Below are 20791 nucleotides of genomic sequence, written 5' to 3' on the forward strand. Positions count from 1 at the left end.
CAAAATCGGTTTGGAGTGACGAGCACCCCTGCCGATGACGCAGCCCGGAGGCCGCGCGACACTCCTCACGGGTTACGCAATCCTACATACAGTCCGGTTCAGATTTAATATTAATCATCGCCTCATCCTTGGGCTTCAGAATGCAGAAGCTTCAGGGATCACCATGTTTCGTTCGTCAGCCTTCTTTGTTGTCGCGGCAGTAGGCCTCGCAACACCGATCACGTCCCAGGCCCAATCGTTCGGCCTCGATGTCGGTGTCGCCAGCCAATATGTCGGCAAAGGGCTGGGCAAGAGCAATCAGGACGTTGCGCCTTTCGCCAAGGCCGAAGCCGGCTTCGGCGAAGGCTACGCCAGCGTCTTCGTCTCTGACGCCGCCGGATCTCAAGGCTACGACATGGAAATCGTCAGCATGGTCGGCTGGCGCCCCAAGGCGGGCGGTTTCACCTTCGATCTGGGGGTCATGAACCGCGACCTGCCAGGGTCGCGCGCCGGCGTCGACAAAAACTATTGGGAATATCAGGCAGACGCTTCACGCAAGCTGGGCCCCGTGGCGACGCGCCTGCGCGTCAACTATTCGCCCGACGGCTTTGCGGCGACGAAAGAGGCTTGGTGGCTGGAGTTGCAAGGCACGGTCGCCGTCGCCGCCAAGACAAAGATTTCGGCCGGAGTCGCCAACCGCATGGCCGACGGCGGTGTCGATTACAACGCCTGGAACGTCGGCGCCAAACAGAAGCTGACCGACGCCTTGGCCGTCGATCTGCGCTGGTACGACACCGACCGCCACAGCGCAGGCGAACCCTATGAGGGTCGTCTCGTCGCCGCCGCCACCTATTCGTTCTGAGTTACCGATCCACCGGGGGATGCTGAGTTGAAGTTGATTGAAAATATGCCCGTCGGCCGCAAGCTGTTCGCGGCCTTTGGTCTCGTTTTGGCGGCGATCGCCGTCATGGGCGTCCTCGTCGTCACCAGCCTGCTCCAGCTGGAGAAGGCCGGCGAAGTGCGTACGGTGGAAAACCAGGTCAATCGCACCACGGCGACGGCCGAGTTCTACGTGGCGCGCCAGGAGAACGCCTTCCGCGGCTACCTTCTGTCTCAGGATCCCTACTACATTGAACGCGTCGATGCGCATCGCGGCAAGTTCCTGGCGGCCATGGACGAGCTGCGCGGCGAACTGCCCGCCGACCGCGCCGCCCTGGTCGACAAGGCCGTGGAAGGCAATGCGACCTGGTACAAGAATGTCGTGGAAGCCGGTTCTGCGATGGTCCGAGACGGTCGCGCGGCCCAGGCCGTTCAGATGGTCGGCCGCAACGGAACGGCCGACAACTACGTCGCGCCGGTCGAAGACACGATCGACCAGATCAAGACGGCCAACGATGTGGCGCGCAAGGCCTCGACCGAAGCTCAGGCCGCCGCCAGCCGCACCGCGCTGATCGCCACGATCGTCGGTTTGATCGCAGCCTTGGTGATCGCCATCATCGCCGGTTTCGTCGCGACGCGCTCCATCGTGCGCCCGATCTTCACGATGATCGGCTATATGCAAAGGCTGATGGCCGGCGACACCGACATCAAGGTCGCCAGCGCCGAGCGCAAGGATGAGTTCGGCAAGATGGGTCAGGCCATCGTGGCCTTCCGCGACGCCGCGATCGAAAAGGTCCGCGTCGAGCAGGACGCCCTGTCGCAGCGCTCGATGTCCGAGCAGGAGCGCGCCGAACGCGAGGCCGAAAAGGCGCGCGAGGCCGCCGAAGACGCCCGGGCCATCGCAGCCTTGGGCCAAGGTCTCTCGGCCATGTCGAACGGCGATCTCACCCACCGCATCGACATCGAATTCAGCGCCAAGTCCGCTCAGCTGAAAACCGACTTCAACGCCGCCATCTCCCAGCTGCAGCAGGCCGTCTCGGTCGTGGTCAACAACGTCTCGGGCATCCGCTCGGGTGCCGGCGAAATCTCGCAGGCCGCGGACGACCTGTCGCGCCGCACCGAACAGCAGGCCGCCTCGCTGGAGGAAACGGCTGCGGCCCTGGATGAAATCACCGCCACGGTGAACAAGACCGCCTCGGGCGCCCGCCAAGCCTCCGACGTGGTTCAGGCCGCGCGCGGTGACGCCGAAAAGAGCGGCATCATCGTCCGCGACGCTGTCCAGGCCATGACCGCCATCGAAGGCTCGTCCACCCAGATCAATCAGATCATCGGGGTGATCGACGAGATCGCCTTCCAGACCAATCTGCTGGCCCTGAACGCGGGCGTCGAGGCCGCACGCGCCGGCGAGGCCGGTCGCGGCTTTGCGGTGGTCGCCTCCGAAGTTCGCGCCCTGGCTCAGCGGTCGGCCGAGGCCGCCAAGGAGATCAAGACCCTGATCTCGGCCTCGACCGGTCAGGTCGGCTCGGGCGTCAAACTGGTCGGCGAGACCGGCGAGGCCCTGCAACGGATCGTGGACCGCGTCGCCGAGATCGACAGCCTGGTCACCGAAATCGCGGCCTCGGCCCAGGAACAGGCCGTCGGCCTGGCCCAAGTCAACACCGCCGTGAACCAGATGGACCAGGTCACCCAGCAGAACGCGGCCATGGTCGAGCAGTCCACCGCCGCCAGCCATTCGCTGGCCCAGGAAGCCGAGAGCCTGCAAGCCTCGGTGGCGCAGTTCCGCGTCGGCGCCTCGTCGCCGCGCGCCGCTGCGCCTGCGCCGGTTCGCACGCCTGCGCCCGTCGCCAAGCCCGCTGCCCGCTCCAGCCACATGGTCGCCGCGCTTAAGACCATCGGCCGTGGCGGCGCCGCCCCCAAGCCTCAAGCCGCCGCCGCCGAAGACGGTTGGGAGGAGTTCTGATGACCGAAACCCTGATCCTGTCCGACGTGCTGGACCTGAATGCGGCCGAGCCCTTGAAGGCCGAACTGCTGGCCCTGCGCGGTCATCCGGTGGTCCTGGACGCCTCTGCGGTGCAGCGCCTGGGCGGCCTGTGCCTGCAGATCCTGCTGTCGGCGCGAAAGACGTGGGCGGCCGACGGCGTCAACCTAAGTTTAGGGTCTGTGTCCCAATATTGGACGGAACAATGGGCGGCCTATGGCGCGCCGGACTTCAACACCGAGGGGGCGTTGGCATGACCAAGACCGTTCTGACGATCGACGATTCACGCACCATGCGCGACATGCTGCTGATGGCGCTGGAAGACGCGGGCTATACCGTGATCCAGGCGGTGGACGGCGTGGACGGTCTGGAGACCCTGGCGTCCAAGGGCGCCGACGTCATCATCACCGACATCAACATGCCGCGCATGGACGGCTTCGGCGTCATCGAGGGCGTGCGCGCCGATCCGAACCACCGCACGACCCCGGTGCTGGTGCTGACGACCGAAAGCGACGTCGAGAAGAAGGCGCGCGCCCGCGCCGCCGGCGCCACCGGCTGGATCGTCAAGCCGTTCGACCCCGCCAAGCTGGTGGACGCCGTCCGCCGCGTCGCCGCCTGATCGCCTGAAGCCCGCCGGACCCCGACCTAATGGACGCCTTCGAAGCCATCAAAGCCACCTTCTTCCAGGAGTGCGACGAACTGCTCGCGGACCTGGAAGCCAAGCTGATGCTGCTTGAACAGGGTCAGACCGACCTGGAGACGATCAACGCCGTCTTCCGCGCCGTCCATTCGGTCAAGGGCGGGGCAGGGGCCTTCGGCCTGGAGGCCCTGGTCCGGTTCGCCCACGTCTTCGAGACCCTGATGGACGAACTGCGCGCGGGCCGTAAGCCGTGCGATGCGATCACTATCAAGACCTTGCTGCGCGCCTCCGACGTGCTGGCCGATCATATCCAGGCCGCCCAAGGGCTGATCCCCCCGGTGGACGAGGCGCGGTCCGCCGCCCTGGTCGCCGAAATGCAGGTCCTGACCCATGGCGGCGAGGCGCCGGTCGAGGTCGAGGAAGACGAAGACGACTTCGGCTTTACCCCCATGGCCTTCGACATGGCGCTGGACGATCCCGCGCCCCTGCCCATCGCCGACCTGGGCGTCGACCTGGGCGTCGACGCGCCGTCGGTCGGCTGGCGCATCGTGTTCAAGCCGATGGGCCGGATGTACGTGAACGCCAACGAGACCAGCCTGCTGCTGCGCGAGCTGGGTCGTCTCGGCCCGGTCACGGTCGTCGTGGACGACAGCGAGACGCCGACGCTGGACGCGCTGTCGATCGAGGACGGCTGCCTGACCTGGACGGTCGATCTGGCCGCCGCCGTCGATGAGGCGGCCGTGCGCGAGGTCTTCGACTTCGTCGAAAGCGACTGCGATCTGACCATCACGCCCTTGGGCGCCGGCGGTGATGAACTCGCTGCGTTCGAAGACGAACCGGCCGCCGTCCTGCCCGCCAGCGACGACCTGGATATCGCCGCTCTTCTGGCCAAGGCTTCCGGCGCCGCCGCCGAGCCGGCGGCCGAGGTCGTGCCCTTCGCTCCCCTGGAGCCCGAGCCCGCGCCCGCCCCGATCGCCGCTGCGCCCATTGTTGAGCCGGTGGCCGCCCCTGTCGCCGCACCCGTGGCGGCGACGCTCGCGCCGGCTTCTGCTCCCGTTGCGCCTGCGCCGGTGACGATCCGTGTCGATCTTGATCGGGTTGATCGCCTGATCAACGTCGTCGGCGAACTGGTCATCCAGCAGGCGATGCTGTCGCAACGTGTGCTGGAAAGCGGCCTGGCCCGCTCGTCGGGCATCGCGCTCGGTCTCGAAGATCTGGAACTGCTGACCCGCGAGATCCAGGACAGCGTCATGGCCATCCGCGCCCAGCCGGTGAAGTCGGTGTTCCAGCGCATGCCGCGCCTGGTCCGCGAAGTCGCCGACATGGTCTCCAAACAGGTCCGTCTGGTCACGGCCGGCGAGGACACCGAGGTCGACAAGACCGTGGTCGAACGCCTGGCCGAGCCCATCACCCATATGCTGCGCAACGCCATCGACCACGGGCTGGAAACGCCCGAGGAGCGCGTCGCCGCCGGCAAGCCGGCCGAGGGCACGGTGCGTCTCGCGGCCCTGCACCGCTCGGGTCGGATCGTCATCGAAATCTCCGACGACGGCCGCGGCATCAACCGCGAACGGGTCAAGAAGATCGCCGTCGACAAGGGTCTGATCGCCGCCGACGCGCCCCTGACCGACGAGCAGATCGACAATCTGATCTTTGCGCCGGGCTTCTCCACCGCCGCCGTCGTGTCCGACATCTCGGGCCGGGGCGTGGGCATGGACGTGGTCAAACGCTCGATCCAGGCGCTGGGCGGCCGCATCTCCATCAGCTCTGTGCCCGGCAAGGGCTCGACCTTCACCCTCAGCCTGCCGCTGACGTTGGCGGTGCTGGACGGCATGGTCGTCGCCGCCGCCGAACAGACGCTGATCGCGCCGCTGCCGGCCATCGTCGAGAGCCTGACCCCGCAAGCCGTCGACCTGCATTTCGTCGGCGGGGTGGATCCCGTCATCCGCTTCCGTGACCGCTTCCTGCCGCTGATCGACGTGGCCCTGATCATGGGCTTCCGCGAACAGCCGATGAACCCGACCGAAGGCGTCGCCGTGGTCGTCGAGACCGAAGGCGGCCAACAGGCGGCCCTGCTGTTCGACGCCATCCAGGGCCAGCGCCAGGTGGTCATCAAGAGCCTGGAAACCAACTACCAGCAGGTCGAGGGCGTCGCCGCCGCCACCATCCTGGGCGACGGGCGCGTCGCCCTGATCCTGGATGTCGACGTGCTGGTCACCGACATGCGCCGCAAATCCGTCCGTCCCGACTTCAAGCTCGCGAGCTGAACCATGACCGAAGCCAAAGATCTCCAGCGTGAACTGATCGCCTTCCGCATCGGCAGTCAGGAATTCTGCGTCGACATCATGTCGGTGCGCGAAATCCGCGGCTGGACGCCGGCGACGCCTCTGCCCCGTTCGCCGGGATACATGAAGGGCGTCATCAACCTGCGCGGCACAGTCCTGCCGATCATCGACCTGGGCGCGCGCTTCGGCCTGACGACCTCGGAACCGACGGCGCGCCACGTCATCATGGTGGCCCACATCGGCGGTCGGATGGTGGGCCTGCTGGTCGACGCCGTGTCCGACATCCTGCAGATGAGCGAGGCCTCGGTCCAGCCGACGCCCGACGTCGCCAGCGATCAGGTGAAGACCTTCGTCAAGGGCATCTTCTCGATCGACGGCCGTATGATCAGCCTGATCGAACTGGATTACATCCTGCCGCAAGTCGAGGCCGAAGCCGCATGACCGCCGCCGCCGGCCGGGGATCCATCGTCGAGGGCGAGTTCGTCTTCACCGCCGAGGATTTCCGCCACATCGCCCAGATGCTGCACGCCCATGCGGGCATCGCTCTGAACGAGGGCAAGGCCGCGCTGGTCTATTCGCGCCTGGCCAAGCGCTTGCGCACCCTGGGTCTGACCAGCTTCCGCGACTACTGCGCTCTGGTCGAGGGCGTGGACGGCGTGGACGAGCGTCAGAAGATGACCGCGGCCCTGACCACCAACGTCACCCGCTTCTATCGCGAGCCGCACCATTTCGACGACCTGCGCGACCGGGTCATGCCCGAACTGGCGGCGCGCGCCCGCGCCGGCGGCCGGGTCCGCCTGTGGTCGGCCGCCTGTTCGAACGGGCAGGAGCCCTATTCGATGGCCCTGACCGTGCTGCAGGCCCTGCCCGAGGCGGCCGAGCTGGATGTGCGCATCCTGGCCACCGACATCGATCCCAACATGGTCGCCCAGGGCCATGACGGCGTCTATTCCGAAGAGGCGCTGGAGCCCGCGCCCGTCACCCTGTGGCGCAAATATTTCGACCGCGCCGATCGCGGCCAGTGGGTCGCAGGCGCGCAGCTGAAGCGCCTGGTCAGCTTCAAGGAGCTGAACCTGATCGGCGACTGGCCGATGAAGGGCAAGTTCGACGTCATCTTCTGCCGCAACGTCGTCATCTACTTCGACGACGCGACCCAGGAACGGGTGTGGAAGCGGTTCACCCCGCTGATGAACCCCGGCGCGACCCTCTACATCGGTCACTCCGAACGCGTCTCCGGCCCGGCGACCAGCCAGCTTCAGACCGCCGGCCTGACCACCTATCGCCTGGGTGGCGCATGAGCCCTGTCCGCGTCCTCGTCGTCGATGACAGCCTGACCATGCGCGGGCTGATCTCGGCCGCCCTGAAGTCGGATCCTGAGATCGAGGTCGTCGGCACCGCCGCCGATCCCATCGAGGCCCGCGCCGCGATCAAGGCCCTGAACCCCGACGTCATTACGCTCGACGTCGAAATGCCCAACATGAACGGGCTGGAGTTCCTGGAAAAGATCATGCGCCTGCGGCCGATGCCGGTGGTCATGGTCTCGACCCTGACGGCGGCGGGCACGGACGTCACCCTGGCCGCGCTGGAGATCGGCGCCGTGGATGCGGTGGCCAAGCCGGCGGTGGCCAGCGTCGACGCCTTCCACGACCTGATCGGCAAGGTGAAGACCGCCGCCCGTTCGCGCGTCCGCGCCCGCGGCGATACGCCCGCCGCCGCCGAGGCGCCGCGCGCCTATCACGCCGATCCCAATCAGATCCTCGCCATCGGCTCGTCCACCGGCGGAGTCGAGGCCCTGCTGACCGTGCTCAGCGGCTTCCCGCTGGATTGCCCGGCGACCGTCATCACCCAGCATATGCCGGCGACCTTCACCGCCAGCTTCGCCGCCCGTCTGGACCGCGTCTGCGTCCCGACCGTGACCGAGGCGGTGGACGGCGCCCCGCTGAAGCCCGGCCACATCTATCTGGCCCCCGGCGGCGCAACCCATCTTGAGGTCTCGGGCGGCCTGACGCCCCGTTGCCGCCTCGTCGCCAGCGATCCCGTCAACGGCCACCGTCCGTCGGTGGATGTGATGTTCGACTCCGTCGCCCGGCTGAAGCGTCCGATGACCGGCGTCATCCTGACCGGCATGGGCCGCGACGGCGCCAAGGGCCTGCTGGCCATGCGCCAGGCCGGCGGCCGCACCCTGGGTCAGGACGAGGCGACCTGCGTCGTCTATGGCATGCCCAAGGCCGCCTATGAAATCGGCGCCGTGGAGCGGCAGTTGCCGCTGCACCGCCTGTCCACCGCCATTCTCGAACTGTGCGCCGATCCGGCTGCGCGGTCTGTCGCCTAATCGGGAGCGTAACCTATGCCCGCCGCCGCCTCACTTCACTGCCTGGTCGTCGATGATCAGATGACGATGCGCTCGCTGGTTCGCACCAGCCTGCAACAGCTCGGCGTGCGCGAGATCCGCGAGGCCGCCGACGGCGAAATCGCCTTGCGCGAGATCGTGTCCAAGCCCGCGCACCTGATCATCTCCGACTATAATATGCCGAACCTGGACGGTCTGGGCCTTCTGCGCGCCGTGCGCGCCCACCCGCCGACCTCCAAGACCGCCTTCATCATGCTGACGGGCCGCGCCGACCGGGAACTGGTGCAGCGCGCGGTGCAGTTCGGCGTCAACAACTATCTGGTCAAGCCTTTCACCGTCGCCCAGCTGAAGGGCAAGCTGGAAGCCGTCTTCGGTCCCCTGACATGAGTTTCGCCGCCCTGAAGGACACTGCCGAAAAACGTGTTCACGTCGGTCAGGGCGAGCACTTCATCACGTCCGATCCCAATGTCGTGCTCAGCACCATACTGGGGTCCTGCGTCGCCATGTGCGTGCGCGATCCGCTGGCGGGCGTGGGCGGCATGAACCACTTCCTGCTGCCCGAAGGCTCGGGCGCAGGGACCGACGCGGGACGTCGCTACGGCGCCTATGCGATGGAGCTTCTGATCAACGACATGCTCAAGGCCGGCGCACGGCGCGACCGGTTGGAGGCCAAGCTGTTCGGCGGCGGCCGCATGTTCGACAGCCTGCGCGACGTCGGGCGCAGCAACGCCGACTTCGCCGAGAAATTCCTGCGCGACGAAGGCATTCCTGTCGTGGGCGGCAGTCTGCGCGGCGATGGCGGACGGCGACTGCACTACTGGCCCGTCACCGGCCGCGCGCTGCAGCGCGCCGTCACCGACGTCGTCGCGCCCAAGCCCGTGCCCGTCATGGCCCCGGTCGACACCGGCGCCCTGGAACTGTTCTGAAGATGAGCGCCCCTCCCGAACACGCCGATCTGCTGGCCGCCGTCGCCGACGAGCTGATGCTGGTGCGCGAAGGCATTGACGGGATCGAGGCCCTGGTCAGCGATCTGGTCCGCCGCGCCCCGCCCGAGGAACGGCCAAACGCCCTGACCCAGGCCCAGGCCCTGGACGCCCTGACCCAGCGTCTCGAGGCTCTGTCCGGCGTGCTGCGCATGCTGGGCGGCGGCGCCAGCCCGTCCGAGGCCGTCAGCCGCCTGTCGCTGGCCGACATGGCCGGCCGCCTTCGTCCCGCCGCCGGCGAGCATCGCCCGCAATCGAACGCCGACGCCGGCGACCTCATGCTGTTCTGACGCCATGGCCAAGAGCGATCGGGTCAATCTGGCGCACACGACGGTCCTTCTGATCGACGACCAGCCCACCTCGCTGGATATGCTGGGGTCCATCGTCCAGGGCTTCGGCTGCAAGGAGCAGATCAAATGCGCCTCGGCCCAGGCCGCCGTCGAATTGCTGGCGCGCCGCTCGGTCGATCTGATCCTGATCGACTGCATCATGCCGGACATGGACGGTTATGACTTCGTGCGCTGGTTGCGGCGCGACGCCCCCACGCCGACCCGCTATGTGCCCGTCATCATGATCCTGGGTCACGCCTCCCAGGCCAAGGTCCACCAGGGCCGCGACTGCGGCGCCAGCTTCATCGTCGCCAAGCCCCTGTCGCCGTCTCTGCTGCTGAAGCGGATCATCTGGCTGGGCGGTGAGGACCGGGATTTCGTGGAGTCCGAACACTACATCGGCCCCGACCGCCGGGTGCACAACTATGGGCCGCCTCCGGGCACCGATGGTCGTCGCGAAAGCGACCTGACCGGCGATCTGGGCGAGGCGGTCGAGGAAAACATGGATCAGGACGAGATCGACATGCTGATGAAGCCGATGAAGGTCAGCCTGTGACCGAGCCTGTCGCCGCGCCCAAACCCTCCACCGTCCGCCGCGTCCACACCTCGCTCCAGCGTCAGATGGCGCGGCCCGGGGGCCGCCTGATCATCGAGGCCGAATCCCGCGCCAACCAAGCGCTGGATGAACAGCGCGACCATGTCTTCACCCTGCTGACGGCCAATGTCGACGCCATCGAGGCCCTGTGCGCGACCCGCCCGAATGACGCTCCGGACCAAATCTATGCCTTCGCCTCCGCCATGGTCGACATGGCCGGCTATATGGACGTCCCGACCTTTTTCGAGGCCGCCTTCAGCCTGTGCGAGATCGCCGACCGGATGAAGAGCGCCGGCAGCTGGTCATGGCCCTCGGTCGAGGTTCACGTCCGCGCACTTCGCCTGACCCTGGCCGCCCAAGGCCAGACAAGCGCCGATTCCGACCGCCTTCTGGAGGGTCTGCGCGCCCTGACCGCCCACGTCCCGCCCGTCGGTTAACGGCCGTTCCGTTCTCGCGGAACAAGGACGAAACGAATCAGGACCGAATCGCTGACATCGCCCGTTTCGTCCTTTGTTCACCGCGATATATTGTAGGTTAAGGCCTCTTAACCACAAACGCCCGACGTCGGGGTCGCCCGGCCGCCGCCCGACTTTTTCGCCGCCCCGACTTCCCCCCGCCGCCCCGACCCGCTACGGCGTTGGGTGTGGCCCCGTAGCTCAGCTGCATAGAGCAAGGCTTTCCTAAAGCCGAGGTCGCAGGTTGGAGTCCTGCCGGGGTCGCCATTGCACTGTCGGGTGCATTCTAATCGTCGAGGGTCAGCTGGCCCTCGAAAGAAATCCGATCAATCGCCTCCCACGGGCCGCCCAGGTAGCGCCAGACGAGCAGGCCTTCAGCGAGAATGTCGAACGGCTCGAACTCCAGCTGAAGCTGCTCAAGCAGCTGTTTGGCGTCTGCAGGCTCGACCTTGTTCTGGATGGTGATGTGCGGCCGGAACGGGGCCTGATCCTGGCGGGTCAGCCAGGGCGAAAAGGCCTCCGCGAGTTGTCTACGTAGTCGGTCCAGATCGGCGGACGCCAGTCGGTAGGCCACGCCACGCCCCAGGGACCACGGGCCGCGCACATCGAGGCGGATGGGCGCCTGGCGCCGGCACGCCGACTTCAGCGTCTCCAATACAAAGCCCTCCTGCGCCCCGGGGAGCGCGTGGAACAGGGTCAGATGGGCCGGGACGACGTTGCGGTGGCGGGGAAAGTGCGCCTGGCGCAAGGCGTCGAACCAGTCGAAGGCGCCGTCGTCCAGGGCTGCGGTGATGATGAGCGGCGCCGGGTCTGCCACGATCAAGCCTCCCGCCGGCCCAGACCGCGCCGCCAGGCCTGGGCGGCCGCGCGATGCAGCGTCGCATGGCGGCGCGCCAGACGATCAATATCGTGGTCATCAACCGCCGATGACGCCGACGACCGGCGCGACCGCCAGACAGGTTTCCAGCACATAGGCATCGCGTTCAGCCAATCCCTCGTCGCTCAGCGACAGCCGCCCGAGCCGGTCGCTTTCGTGCGGATCGACGCCGGCGATGTAGAAGACGAGATCCGGCGCAACGCGTCGAAGCAGGTCGGGCAGAATGGCTTTGAGCCTAGCGACATAGGCTGCGTCGCCGGTTCCGTCGGGCAGGTCGATATCCAGATCACTGGGCCCCCTGCGCACCGGAAAGTTCTTTTCGCCATGCATGGAAAAGGTGAAGACGCGGGGCTCGTGCTCGAAGATGAAGGCGGTTCCATCACCCTGATGGACGTCCAGATCGACGACCAGGACCTGTCCGACTTCGCCATTATCGATCAGGGCGCGCGCGGCGACGCCGATGTCGTTGAAGACGCAGAAGCCGGCGCCGCCCATGGGGCCGGCATGATGGCTGCCGCCGGCCGTGTTGCAGGCGAGGCCGTGGCGAAGGGCGAGACGGGCTGCGGTCAGCGTGCCGCCGACGGCGGCCTGCGTCCGTTCGACGACGCTTTGGGTGATGGGCAGGCCGATGACCCGTTCGACCTTCGGCGGAACGCAGGCATCCAGCACCTGGCGTACATAGTCGGGATCGTGCACGGCGGCGAGCAGCGAGTAATCCGCAGGTTCGGGCTCCCATAGCCCCTCCGGTCCGATCAGCCCTTCCTCTCTCAGCACCTCCACCAGGCGCGCATACTTCTGCATCGGAAAGCGATGACCCGAAGGCAGTTCGGCGTTGTACGCCGGGTGGTAAACGATCGGGGGGAGGGGGCCTGATTCAGACATGCGTTCCGCAGACAACGCGCCGGCCTTTATGAGGCTGCATTGGGAAAGGTGTCGAACCCTCTCGCCGAAGGCCTCAGTCCGCCAGTCGGTACCCCACGCCCGGTTCGGTCACGAGCAGGACGGGCTGGGCCGGGTCGGCCTCGAGCTTGTGCCGGAGTTGGCCGACGACGACGCGGAGATACTGCACGTCGTCGGCGTGGCCGGCGCCCCAGATGGTCTTGAGCAGGTCGGCGTGGCCCAGGACCGTGCCGGCGTTGCGGGCGAGGTAGGCCAGGACGTCGTATTCCTTGGGGCGCAGCTTCACCCGCTCGCCGGCGCGGGTGACGATGCGGCGGTCCAGGTCGATGACGACATCGCCGGCCGTAACCACCCCGCCCGCGACCGGCGTCAGCGCGCCCTGACGCAGACCGGCGCGGATGCGGGCCAGCAGTTCGCCGACGCCGAACGGCTTTTCCACGTAGTCGTTGGCGCCGAGGTCCAGGGCCGTGATCTTTTCTGCCTCGCGGTCGCGGGCGGACAGGACGATGATCGGCCCCTGATAGAAGTCGCGCGCCCGCGTCAGGACGTCCTTGCCGTCCATGTCGGGCAGGCCGAGGTCCAGAACCACGGCGTCGGGGCTCCAAAGGGCGATGGCGCGCAGGCCCTCCTGACCGCCGTCGGCGCGGCGGGGTTCATAGCCGGCGGCGTCCAGAGCGGGCGCGAGGAAGCGGTGGATCTGCGGCTCGTCGTCGATGACCAGAACCTGGGGGCGAACGGCGGACATCACAGCAGATCCGGGTGGGTGGCGATGGACTTGGGCAGGCTGATCAAGATGCGGGTGCCGCGTCTGCCGTCGGCGTCGTCCTGGATCGGGCTGGCGGCGGCGATGCGGCCGCGCATGGCCTCGACGAAGCCCTTGGCGATGGCCAGGCCCAGCCCGGCGCCCTTGGCCCGATCGGTGGATTCTTCCATGCGGCGGAACTTGTCGAATACCCGTTCCAACTCGGCGGTCGGGATGCTGAGTTGGGCCGAAAAATCGCGCGTGACCTTGCGTTGGCCCAGGCGGCGCGACACCCGGTCGGCGGCGGTGTTCAGGATATCGCGCACATCGGTCCAGTCGGTGCGTACGTTCAGGCCGCCGCCCTCCAGCCGGGTCATATCCAAAAGATCGCCGACATAGCGCGACAGGCGTTCGGCCTCTTCGCGGATGCTGAGCAACAGGTCATCGCGGACCTCGGGCTTCAGGGTCGCGCCATAGTCGATCAGGGTCGTCGCCGAGCCCAGGACGGTGGACAGGGGCGTGCGCAGGTCGTGACTGACCGAGTTCATCAAGGCCGCGCGGAAACGGTCGGCGCGGCGCAGGGTCTCGGTCTCCAGCGCCTGACCGGCCAGATCCGCGCGCTCCAGCGCCACGGCGCCCTAGTCCAGCAACGCCATGGCCAGACGTTCCTCGTCCGAGCCCGCCGCCACGGCCGAGGCGTCGATGCCCGCGACGCCGGCCCGGCCGCACACGCCCTGCAAGGGCTGAAACCGCCAGTGGGTCTGCGGCAGGGTGCCGGTGCCGTGGCCCGTCACCTCGCCGTGGGTCCAGGCCCAGCGGGCGGCGGCCATGGCGTCGGGGGCCAGGGTCACGCCCTCGGGGCTGGCCGCCGTCAGCACAATGTCCTCGCCGTCGGGCAGCAGGACGACGGCGCCCGCGCCGGCGGCGGCGGAGGCCTGTTCGGCCAGGCTGCGGGCCGTGGTCGCGCGATCCTGGCCGGCCGACAGGGTCTGGCTGGCGGCCAACAGGGCCGAGACGGCGGCGGCGCGGCGCTGGGCGGCTCTGGCCTGTTCGCGCACTCGCCCCGCCAGGGCGCCGGTGCCCAGAGCTACGCCCCAGAACAGGAGCAGCGTCAAAAAGTCGGTCGGCGAACCGATCAGGAAGCTGTAGCGCGGCTGGAGGAACAGAAAGTTGTAGGTCAAAAAGGCCAGGGTCGCCGCCGCCAGCGCGGGTCTGAGGCCGTTCAGCACCCCCGCCGCCACCACCGCCGCCAGATAGATGACGCCCAGATCGACCCGCTCGAACCGGGTATCGAGCAACAGGGCCGCCCCCGTCGCCGCCAGGACGAACCCCGCCCCGGCCGGATAGCCGCGCCAGTCCAGCGCCGCCCGGACGCCCGACTTGGCCGCCGGTTCGGGCGCGGTCAGATCGCCCTCGGTCACGACGTGGACGGCGACCCCTTGCGCCTTTCGCAACAGTTCGGTCGCCAAGGCCCGGCCGGTCCATTCGGCGAACCGCCCGCCGCGCGTCTTGCCGATGACGATCTGGGTGACGTTGTTGCGGTGGGCGTGGTCCAGAACGGCGCGCACCACGTCGTCGCCGCTGATCGTCACGGGCCGTCCGCCCAGCTGCTCGGCCAGCTTGAAGGCTTCTGACAGCCGTCCCGCCGACCGGGCGTCGACGCGCGATCCGCTGGGCCGCTCGACATGGGCCACCGACCAGGGGGCGTCCATCATCATGTCCGACATCCGCCGACCGGTCCGAACCAGCGAGGCGGTCATGGCGTCGCCGCCGACCAAGACCAGGATCCGCTCGTTCGCCGCCCACGGCCCCGACACGCCCCGTTCGCGCAGGTGGGTCAGCAGCTGGTCGTCCACCGTCTGGGCCGCCCGCCGCAGGGCCAGTTCGCGCAGCGCCGTCAGGTTCTCGATCTTGAAGAAGTTCTCGGACGCCACCCGCGCCGTTTCGGGCACATAGACCTTGCCCTCGGCCAGACGCGCCCGCAGGTCTTCGGGCGTGATGTCGACGACCTCGATGTCGTCGGCGCCGGTCAGGGCGCTGTCGGGCACGGCCTCGCGCTGGCGCACGCCGGTGATGCGCAGGATGACGTCGGACAGGCTTTCCAGATGCTGGATGTTCAGCGTGGTCCAGACGTCGATGCCGGCGTCGCGCAGTTCCTCCACATCCTGCCAGCGCTTGGGATGGCGCGAACCGGGCGCGTTGGAATGGGCGTATTCGTCGACCAGCAGCAGTTCGGGCCGTCGCGCCAGGGCGCCGTCGAGGTCGAACTCCATCAGGGCGCGGTCGCGGTGTTCGATGGGCGCCCGCGGCATGACGTCCAGCCCGCGCAGCAGGCTCATCGTCTCCTTGCGGCCGTGGGTCTCGACCACGCCGACGACGACGTCCAGCCCCTCGGCCTTTCGACGGCGTGCGGCGCGCAGCATTTCATAGGTCTTGCCCACGCCGGGCGACATGCCCAGAAACACCTTCAGCCGCCCGCGCTTGCGGCGCGGAACGGCTGAAGTCGCGGGCGTTTCGGGCGCCGTTTCGGGCAATCAGCCCTCCGCCCCGAAGCGGGCGTCCAGCGCGCGGTTGGTCAGCAGGACATTGACGTGCGGCTGGCCGATGAAGCCCAGGAAGGCCCCCTCGATGTGCGCGTCGATGATGCTCTGGACCTGTTGCACGGGAACGCCTCTGGCGCGGGCGATCCGCGCGGCCTGAAGCCGAGCGTAGGCCGGGGACACGTCCGGGTCGAGGCCCGAACCTGAGGCCGTCACCGCATCGGCCGGGATGACGCCGGGGCCGTCCTCGGCGCGGATCGTCTGGGCGCTTTCGGCGACGCGCGCGATCAGGTCCGGGTTCAGCGGCCCCATGTTGGAGCCGGACGAGGCGGCGGCGTCATAGCCGTCGCCCGCCGCCGACGGGCGCGGATGCAGATAGGTGGCGCCGACGAAGGGCTGGCCGATCAGGGACGAGCCGACGACCCGCCCGCCGGCGTCGCGCACCAGACTGCCGTTGGCCTGGTCCGGGAAGGCGACCTGGGCGATGCCGGTGACGGCCAGCGGATAGGCCAAGCCCAGCAGCAGGGTGAACAGAGCCGTCATGACGAGGGCCGGGCGAAGTTGGTTGACCATGGTCGTCGCCTCAGAAGGTCGCCTTCAGCGTGGCTACGGCGCGTGCGCCGTAGATGTCGCCGAAGTCGTGTTGGTCGGTGTCGTGATAGCGCAGGTCCAGCGCCAAATTGTCGGTGAGCTGATAGGCCGCGCCCAGGTTCCAGGTGGTGTAGTCCAGGTCCGACGACACCCACTGACGCCCGACGGCGCCCGAGACAGTCCATTTGTCGGCCGGGCTGACCGCGCCGTTGACCTCGGCATAGGTCGCCTCGTCCTCGGCCGCGCCGAAGAAGTCGGGCGAATAGTAGACGGCGGCGCCCAGGGTGGCCGGACCGACGGCGCGTGAGGCGGCGGCTTTGAACTCGACATAATCATAGTCGGCGCCGTCCGGCTGACCGGCGTAGAGATAGCCGATCACGCCGAAGTCCAGCGCATAGCCGGCGACCTCGGGCCGATAGCCGGCATACAGATCGACCTCGGCGTCCGTGTCGTCGCCGAAATCGACGTTGGAGGCCCAGCCGCCAGCGTAGAAGCCGTTCCTGGTCAGATCGACGCCGGCCGAAAGGGCGGGGTTTTCCTGGGTCTGGCTGACCCCGCGGAAGACGTAGTCGGAGGTGACGGCGACGTTGGCCGAAACGGTTGGGGCCGACACGTCCTGGCCTTGGCTTCGCTGCACAGGCCCAGACCGGCGAGACCGACGATACAGGCGGCGGCGAACCAGGCGTCGTTGCGGCCCGAGGCCTTGGAGAAGGATTTACGCATTGGATTTCTCTATTCGAACAGGATGAATGGCCATGGGGTTGGAGCGCGTGCGCGGATCGGTCTGCTGCAGCGTCGCCACGCCCCACATCACGGCGATGACCAGCACAGCCACGACGAGTTGCAGGATGCGAGAGACCTCCCGACGCATCACGCCAGACCCAGGCCGGAGATGAGCAGGTCGATCAGCTTGATGCCGACGAACGGGGCGATCAGGCCGCCCAGGCCGTAGATCAGCAGGTTTCGACCCAGAAGCGCGCCGGCGCCGATGGCCCGGTATTTGACGCCCTTCAGCGCCAGCGGGATCAGGGCGACGATGACAAGGGCGTTGAAGATCACCGCCGACAGGATGGCGCTCTCGGGGCTGTGCAGACGCATGACGTTCAGCGCGCCGAGCGACGGCAGGGCCATCACGAACATCGCCGGGATGATCGCGAAATATTTGGCCACGTCGTTGGCGACCGAGAAGGTCGTCAGGGCGCCGCGCGTGATCAGCAGTTGCTTGCCGACCTCGACGATCTCGATGACCTTGGTCGGATCGCTGTCCAGATCGACCATGTTGCCGGCCTCGCGCGCGGCCTGGGCGCCGGTCTGCATGGCCACGCCGACATCGGCCTGGGCCAGGGCCGGGGCGTCGTTGGCGCCGTCGCCGCACATGGCGACAAGGCGACCCTTGGCCTGTTCGGCCTTGATCAGGCGCATCTTGTCCTCGGGCGTCGCCTCGGCGAGGTAGTCGTCCACCCCGGCCTCCGAAGCGATGGCGGCGGCGGTCACCGGATTGTCGCCGGTGATCATGACGGTGCGCAGGCCCATGCGGCGCAGGTCGGCGAAGCGCGCCTTCACGCCCGGCTTGACCACGTCCTTCAGGTGGATGACGCCGACCAGGACGCCATTCTGGGTCACGGCCAGGGGCGTGCCGCCCGAGCGGGCGATCCGGTCGACGGCCTGGCGGAACTCGGCCGGGGCCGCGCCGTCGGTCAGGTTCAGATCCTTCAGCACCGCATCGACCGCGCCCTTCCTCCAGCTGTCCTTGCCGACGTCCAGGCCCGACTGGCGGGTGACGGCGGTGAAGGGAATGGCGACGGCGCCGGCGGGCTGATCGACCGAAACCCCGGCGTTGCGGCCCAGCTCGACGATGGAGCGGCCCTCTGGCGTCTCGTCGGCGAGCGACGCCATGACGGCGGCGGCCAGGGCGGCCTCTGGGCGCACGCCGGGAACCGGGATGACCTCGGTCGCCATGCGGTTGCCGAAGGTGATGGTGCCGGTCTTGTCGAGCAGCAGGGTGTCGACGTCGCCTGCCGCCTCCACCGCACGGCCCGAGGTGGCCAGCACGTTCACCTTCAGCAACCGGTCCATGCCGGCGATGCCGACGGCGGACAGCAGGCCCCCGATCGTGGTCGGGATCAGGGTGATGAACAGGGCGCCCAGCACCATCGGATCCAGATCGACTCCGGAATAGGCGCCCAGGCCCACCAGGGTCACGACCGCGATCAGGAAGATCAGGGTCAGGCCGGCCAGCAGCACGGCCAGGGCCAGCTCGTTCGGCGTCTTTCGGCGGTCCGCGCCCTCGACCATGGCGATCATGCGATCGAGGAAGGTCGAACCGGGCTTGGCGGTGATGCGCACCTTGATCCAGTCCGAGACGACGGTCGTGCCGCCGGTGACGGCGGAACGGTCGCCGCCGCTTTCGCGGATAACCGGGGCGCTCTCGCCGGTGATGGCGGCCTCGTTGACCGAGGCGACCCCCTCGACGATCTCGCCGTCCGAGGCGATCACGTCGCCGGCCTCGACCAGGATGATCGACCCGACCTCCAGCTCCGAGGCGTTGGTCGGGACCACGCTGCCGGTCTTCGGATCGACGATCAGCTTGGCCTTGGTCGTGACGCGGGTGGCGCGCAAGGAATCGGCCGCCGCCTTGCCGCGCCCTTCGGCGATGCTTTCGGCGACATTGGCGAACAGGACCGTGGCCCACAGCCACAGCGCCAGTTGCACCGCAAAGCCCGCCGACTGACCGCCCGCGATGGCCGCAGCCGCCGACAGCGTGGACAGCAGCGCCACGATCCAGGTGGTGAAGATGACCGGATTGTTGATCAGCTTGACGGGGTTCAGCTTGACGAAGGCGTCGCCGACGGCGCGTCCGATCATCTGTCCCGAGAGGCCGCCCGCGAGAGGCGACGCACGGCCGCCCTCGCGCGGATCCAGAGTTATTTGTGTCATGTCAGGATGTCCGAAGGATCAGGCGCCGGCGACCGCCGCAAGCACCTGAAAGTGCTCGACGATCGGTCCCAGGGCGAGGGCGGGCAGGAACTGCAGGCCGCCAAGGATGAGGATCACGCCGATCAGCAGGCCGATGAACAGGCCGTTGTCGGTCGGCAGGGTGCCGGGGCTGGGCGCCAGCTTGGGCTTGGTCACCAGACTGCCGGCGATGGCCAGGACGGCGACGGCCGGAATGAACCGCCCGAACAGCATCCCCAGACCCAGGGTCGTGTTCCACCAGGGGGCGTTGGCGGTCAGGCCCGCAAAGGCCGAGCCGTTGTTCGCCGCCGCCGAGGTGTAGGCGTACAGGATCTCTGACAAACCGTGCGGCCCCTTGTTCAGCAGGCCCGCCAGCGCCGTCGGGAAGACGGCCGACACGGCGGTGAAACCCAGGATGGCCAGCGGCAGGATCAGCACCGCGATCATGGCGAACTGGATCTCGCGCGCCTCGATCTTCTTGCCCAGATACTCGGGCGTGCGCCCGACCATCAGGCCGGCGACGAAGACCGACAGCAGAGCCATGACGACCATGATGGCGATGCCCGATCCGATCCCGCCGGGCAGGATCTCGCCCAACTGCATCAGGAACATCTGCAAGCCGCCGCCCAAGGGCATGAAGCTGGCGTGCATGGCGTTGACCGAGCCGTTAGAGGCGCCGGTCGTGACCACGGACCAGACGGTCGAGGCGGGGGCGCCGAAGCGGACCTCCTTGCCCTCCATGTTTATCGAGGCGTCGACCTGGGCCGCGACCAGGGCGGGGGCCGGCTGGGTCTCGATCACATACATGGCCGCGCTGGCGGCGCTCAGCAGGATCAGGGCGGCCGCCGCCAGGGCGCGGATGTCGCGTCCCGCCATGGCGGTGCGGCCGAAGGCGAAGAAGGCCGCCCAGCCCATGACGTTGATCGCCACCGCGGTCAGCAGATTGGTGATGGCGTTCGGGTTCTCGAACGGATGGGCGCCGTTGACGTTGAAGACGCCGCCGCCGTTGATGCCCAGCTGTTTGATCGCCACCTGGCTGGCCGCCGGGAACAGCGGCAAGGTCTGGGATCCGCCCTCGACGCCGGTCGCCGTCACATGGGCCGCTAGGCTCTGGACGATGCCCAGACCCGACAGGGCCACGGCCAGGATCAGGGCGGCGGGCAGCAGGACGTACAGGGTCGTGCGTGTCAGATCGGCCCAGAAGTTGCCGACGCCCTCGCCGCGATTGGCGACGAAGGCGCGCGCCAGGGCCGCCGCGATCGTCGCGCCCGTCGCCGCCGAGACGAAGTTCTGCACCGTCAGGCCGACCATCTGGGTGAAGGTCGAGAGCGTCGCTTCACCGCCATAGCTCTGCCAGTTGGTGTTGGTCACGAAGCTGACGGCGGTGTTGAAGGCCAGATGCGGCGACACGCCCGCGAACCCTTGCGGGTTCAGCGGCAGAACGCCCTGCAGACGCAGGATCGCATACAGCAGGACAAAGCCCGCCAGGTTGAAGGCCAACAGGGCGCCGGCGTATCCCAGCCAGCCCTGGCTGCGTTTCGGATCGACGCCGGCGGCGCCGTAGAAGACGGCCTCGACCGGCTTCAGCACCGGGTCCAGCCAGGTCCGCTCGCCATTCCAGACGCGCGACATATAAACGCCGATGGGCCAGCCGAGCATTACGGCCAGCCCAAGGGTCAGGGCGATCTCGCCCCATCCTTGCATGTTCATGAA

General features: G+C 68.0%; 21 protein-coding genes, 1 tRNA gene and 1 pseudogene. 14 read left to right on the top strand and 9 right to left on the bottom strand.

All coding sequences use genetic code 11. From position 1 onward, the window contains the following. The first annotated feature begins 163 nt into the window (after positions 1–163). The 14 genes from VH88_RS12605 to VH88_RS12670 all read left to right on the top strand — a co-directional run bounded on the left by VH88_RS12605 (position 164) and on the right by VH88_RS12670 (position 10740). Positions 164–841: a TorF family putative porin gene (locus tag VH88_RS12605; protein ID WP_045811559.1), complete on the top strand. Its 678-nt coding sequence runs from the start codon at positions 164–166 to the stop codon at positions 839–841. A 45-nt stretch (positions 842–886) separates the two neighbouring features. Continuing rightward, a complete protein-coding gene (locus tag VH88_RS12610) occupies positions 887–2818 on the top strand; it encodes a methyl-accepting chemotaxis protein (protein WP_045811560.1) in 1932 nt (643 codons plus the stop codon). Then, the gene (locus VH88_RS12615) at positions 2818–3093 is read left to right on the top strand and encodes an STAS domain-containing protein (protein WP_039246221.1); all 276 of its coding nucleotides are present in this window, start codon (positions 2818–2820) and stop codon (positions 3091–3093) included. Before VH88_RS12610 ends, VH88_RS12615 begins: the two co-directional genes overlap by 1 nt. Further along, positions 3090–3455, top strand: coding sequence for a response regulator (locus VH88_RS12620; RefSeq protein ID WP_039246220.1), 366 nt, complete (start codon positions 3090–3092; stop codon positions 3453–3455). Before VH88_RS12615 ends, VH88_RS12620 begins: the two co-directional genes overlap by 4 nt. A gap of 29 nt (positions 3456–3484) precedes the next feature. Then, positions 3485–5743, top strand: coding sequence for a chemotaxis protein CheA (locus VH88_RS12625; protein WP_045811561.1), 2259 nt, complete (start codon positions 3485–3487; stop codon positions 5741–5743). 3 nt (positions 5744–5746) lie between these two features. Then, positions 5747–6202, top strand: coding sequence for a chemotaxis protein CheW (locus VH88_RS12630; protein ID WP_039246217.1), 456 nt, complete (start codon positions 5747–5749; stop codon positions 6200–6202). Next, a complete protein-coding gene (locus tag VH88_RS12635; RefSeq protein ID WP_045811562.1) occupies positions 6199–7059 on the top strand; it encodes a protein-glutamate O-methyltransferase CheR in 861 nt (286 codons plus the stop codon). Before VH88_RS12630 ends, VH88_RS12635 begins: the two co-directional genes overlap by 4 nt. Further along, complete coding sequence (locus VH88_RS12640) at positions 7056–8093, top strand: chemotaxis response regulator protein-glutamate methylesterase (protein ID WP_045811563.1); 1038 nt, start codon at positions 7056–7058, stop codon at positions 8091–8093. The genes VH88_RS12635 and VH88_RS12640 overlap by 4 nt, the downstream gene beginning before the upstream one ends. Before the next feature lie 15 nt (positions 8094–8108). Beyond that, positions 8109–8498 (top strand): response regulator, encoded by a 390-nt coding sequence (locus VH88_RS12645; protein WP_039246211.1) that lies wholly within the window; start codon positions 8109–8111, stop codon positions 8496–8498. Continuing rightward, positions 8495–9037, top strand: a complete 543-nt coding sequence (locus tag VH88_RS12650; RefSeq protein ID WP_045811564.1) for a chemotaxis protein CheD — start codon at positions 8495–8497, stop codon at positions 9035–9037. Before VH88_RS12645 ends, VH88_RS12650 begins: the two co-directional genes overlap by 4 nt. Positions 9038–9039: 2 nt before the next feature. Further along, positions 9040–9384 (top strand): hypothetical protein, encoded by a 345-nt coding sequence (locus VH88_RS12655; protein WP_045811565.1) that lies wholly within the window; start codon positions 9040–9042, stop codon positions 9382–9384. A gap of 4 nt (positions 9385–9388) precedes the next feature. Then, entirely contained in the window at positions 9389–9979 is a 591-nt protein-coding gene (locus VH88_RS12660; protein WP_045811566.1) for a response regulator, read from the top strand. Further along, positions 9976–10455 carry a hypothetical protein gene (locus VH88_RS12665; RefSeq protein WP_045811567.1) on the top strand — a complete coding sequence of 160 codons (480 nt, stop codon included), beginning with the start codon at positions 9976–9978 and terminating at the stop codon, positions 10453–10455. The genes VH88_RS12660 and VH88_RS12665 overlap by 4 nt, the downstream gene beginning before the upstream one ends. Before the next feature lie 208 nt (positions 10456–10663). After that, a tRNA-Arg gene (locus VH88_RS12670) sits at positions 10664–10740 on the top strand. A 19-nt stretch (positions 10741–10759) separates the two neighbouring features. Here VH88_RS12670 and VH88_RS12675 read toward each other — a convergent pair. The 9 genes and pseudogenes from VH88_RS12675 to kdpA all read right to left on the bottom strand — a co-directional run bounded on the left by VH88_RS12675 (position 10760) and on the right by kdpA (position 20788). Further along, complete coding sequence (locus VH88_RS12675; protein ID WP_045811568.1) at positions 10760–11290, bottom strand: 2'-5' RNA ligase family protein; 531 nt, start codon at positions 11288–11290, stop codon at positions 10760–10762. Positions 11291–11389: 99 nt separating this feature from the next. Further along, positions 11390–12232 (bottom strand): histone deacetylase, encoded by an 843-nt coding sequence (locus VH88_RS12680; RefSeq protein ID WP_369796288.1) that lies wholly within the window; start codon positions 12230–12232, stop codon positions 11390–11392. Between the two features lie 73 nt (positions 12233–12305). Then, on the bottom strand, positions 12306–12995 hold the full coding sequence (locus tag VH88_RS12685; protein WP_045811569.1) for a response regulator: 690 nt from the start codon (positions 12993–12995) through the stop codon (positions 12306–12308). Beyond that, positions 12995–15526: pseudogene (locus tag VH88_RS12690) on the bottom strand (DUF4118 domain-containing protein). The gene VH88_RS12685 and the pseudogene VH88_RS12690 overlap by 1 nt, the downstream one beginning before the upstream one ends. Then, positions 15527–16105, bottom strand: coding sequence for a K(+)-transporting ATPase subunit C (gene kdpC, locus VH88_RS12695; RefSeq protein ID WP_045811570.1), 579 nt, complete (start codon positions 16103–16105; stop codon positions 15527–15529). 10 nt (positions 16106–16115) lie between these two features. After that, positions 16116–16736 carry a TorF family putative porin gene (locus VH88_RS12700; protein WP_231576682.1) on the bottom strand — a complete coding sequence of 207 codons (621 nt, stop codon included), beginning with the start codon at positions 16734–16736 and terminating at the stop codon, positions 16116–16118. Positions 16737–16838: 102 nt separating this feature from the next. Further along, a complete protein-coding gene (locus tag VH88_RS16055; RefSeq protein ID WP_153923133.1) occupies positions 16839–16994 on the bottom strand; it encodes a hypothetical protein in 156 nt (51 codons plus the stop codon). Continuing rightward, the gene (gene kdpB / locus VH88_RS12705) at positions 16994–19060 is read right to left on the bottom strand and encodes a potassium-transporting ATPase subunit KdpB (RefSeq protein WP_045811572.1); all 2067 of its coding nucleotides are present in this window, start codon (positions 19058–19060) and stop codon (positions 16994–16996) included. The genes VH88_RS16055 and kdpB overlap by 1 nt, the downstream gene beginning before the upstream one ends. An 18-nt stretch (positions 19061–19078) precedes the next feature. Then, positions 19079–20788: a potassium-transporting ATPase subunit KdpA gene (gene kdpA / locus VH88_RS12710; RefSeq protein WP_045811573.1), complete on the bottom strand. Its 1710-nt coding sequence runs from the start codon at positions 20786–20788 to the stop codon at positions 19079–19081. Positions 20789–20791: the final 3 nt, after the last annotated feature.

The sequence above is a fragment of the Brevundimonas sp. KM4 genome (assembly GCF_000964075.1).
GTDB lineage: Bacteria > Pseudomonadota > Alphaproteobacteria > Caulobacterales > Caulobacteraceae > Brevundimonas > Brevundimonas huaxiensis.

Excerpts from the sequence above, each read along its gene's own strand:
- VH88_RS12605 (WP_045811559.1), top strand. The coding sequence starts at position 164 with ATGTTTCGTTCGTCAGCCTTCTTTGTTGTCGCGGCAGTAGGCCTCGCA.
- VH88_RS12610 (WP_045811560.1), top strand. The coding sequence starts at position 887 with ATGCCCGTCGGCCGCAAGCTGTTCGCGGCCTTTGGTCTCGTTTTGGCG.
- VH88_RS12615 (WP_039246221.1), top strand. The coding sequence starts at position 2,818 with ATGACCGAAACCCTGATCCTGTCCGACGTGCTGGACCTGAATGCGGCC.
- VH88_RS12620 (WP_039246220.1), top strand. The coding sequence starts at position 3,090 with ATGACCAAGACCGTTCTGACGATCGACGATTCACGCACCATGCGCGAC.
- VH88_RS12625 (WP_045811561.1), top strand. The coding sequence starts at position 3,485 with ATGGACGCCTTCGAAGCCATCAAAGCCACCTTCTTCCAGGAGTGCGAC.
- VH88_RS12630 (WP_039246217.1), top strand. The coding sequence starts at position 5,747 with ATGACCGAAGCCAAAGATCTCCAGCGTGAACTGATCGCCTTCCGCATC.
- VH88_RS12635 (WP_045811562.1), top strand. The coding sequence starts at position 6,199 with ATGACCGCCGCCGCCGGCCGGGGATCCATCGTCGAGGGCGAGTTCGTC.
- VH88_RS12640 (WP_045811563.1), top strand. The coding sequence starts at position 7,056 with ATGAGCCCTGTCCGCGTCCTCGTCGTCGATGACAGCCTGACCATGCGC.
- VH88_RS12645 (WP_039246211.1), top strand. The coding sequence starts at position 8,109 with ATGCCCGCCGCCGCCTCACTTCACTGCCTGGTCGTCGATGATCAGATG.
- VH88_RS12650 (WP_045811564.1), top strand. The coding sequence starts at position 8,495 with ATGAGTTTCGCCGCCCTGAAGGACACTGCCGAAAAACGTGTTCACGTC.
- VH88_RS12655 (WP_045811565.1), top strand. The coding sequence starts at position 9,040 with ATGAGCGCCCCTCCCGAACACGCCGATCTGCTGGCCGCCGTCGCCGAC.
- VH88_RS12660 (WP_045811566.1), top strand. The coding sequence starts at position 9,389 with ATGGCCAAGAGCGATCGGGTCAATCTGGCGCACACGACGGTCCTTCTG.
- VH88_RS12680 (WP_369796288.1), bottom strand. The coding sequence starts at position 12,232 with ATGTCTGAATCAGGCCCCCTCCCCCCGATCGTTTACCACCCGGCGTAC.
- VH88_RS12685 (WP_045811569.1), bottom strand. The coding sequence starts at position 12,995 with ATGTCCGCCGTTCGCCCCCAGGTTCTGGTCATCGACGACGAGCCGCAG.
- kdpC (WP_045811570.1), bottom strand. The coding sequence starts at position 16,105 with ATGGTCAACCAACTTCGCCCGGCCCTCGTCATGACGGCTCTGTTCACC.
- VH88_RS16055 (WP_153923133.1), bottom strand. The coding sequence starts at position 16,994 with ATGCGTCGGGAGGTCTCTCGCATCCTGCAACTCGTCGTGGCTGTGCTG.
- kdpB (WP_045811572.1), bottom strand. The coding sequence starts at position 19,060 with ATGACACAAATAACTCTGGATCCGCGCGAGGGCGGCCGTGCGTCGCCT.
- kdpA (WP_045811573.1), bottom strand. The coding sequence starts at position 20,788 with ATGAACATGCAAGGATGGGGCGAGATCGCCCTGACCCTTGGGCTGGCC.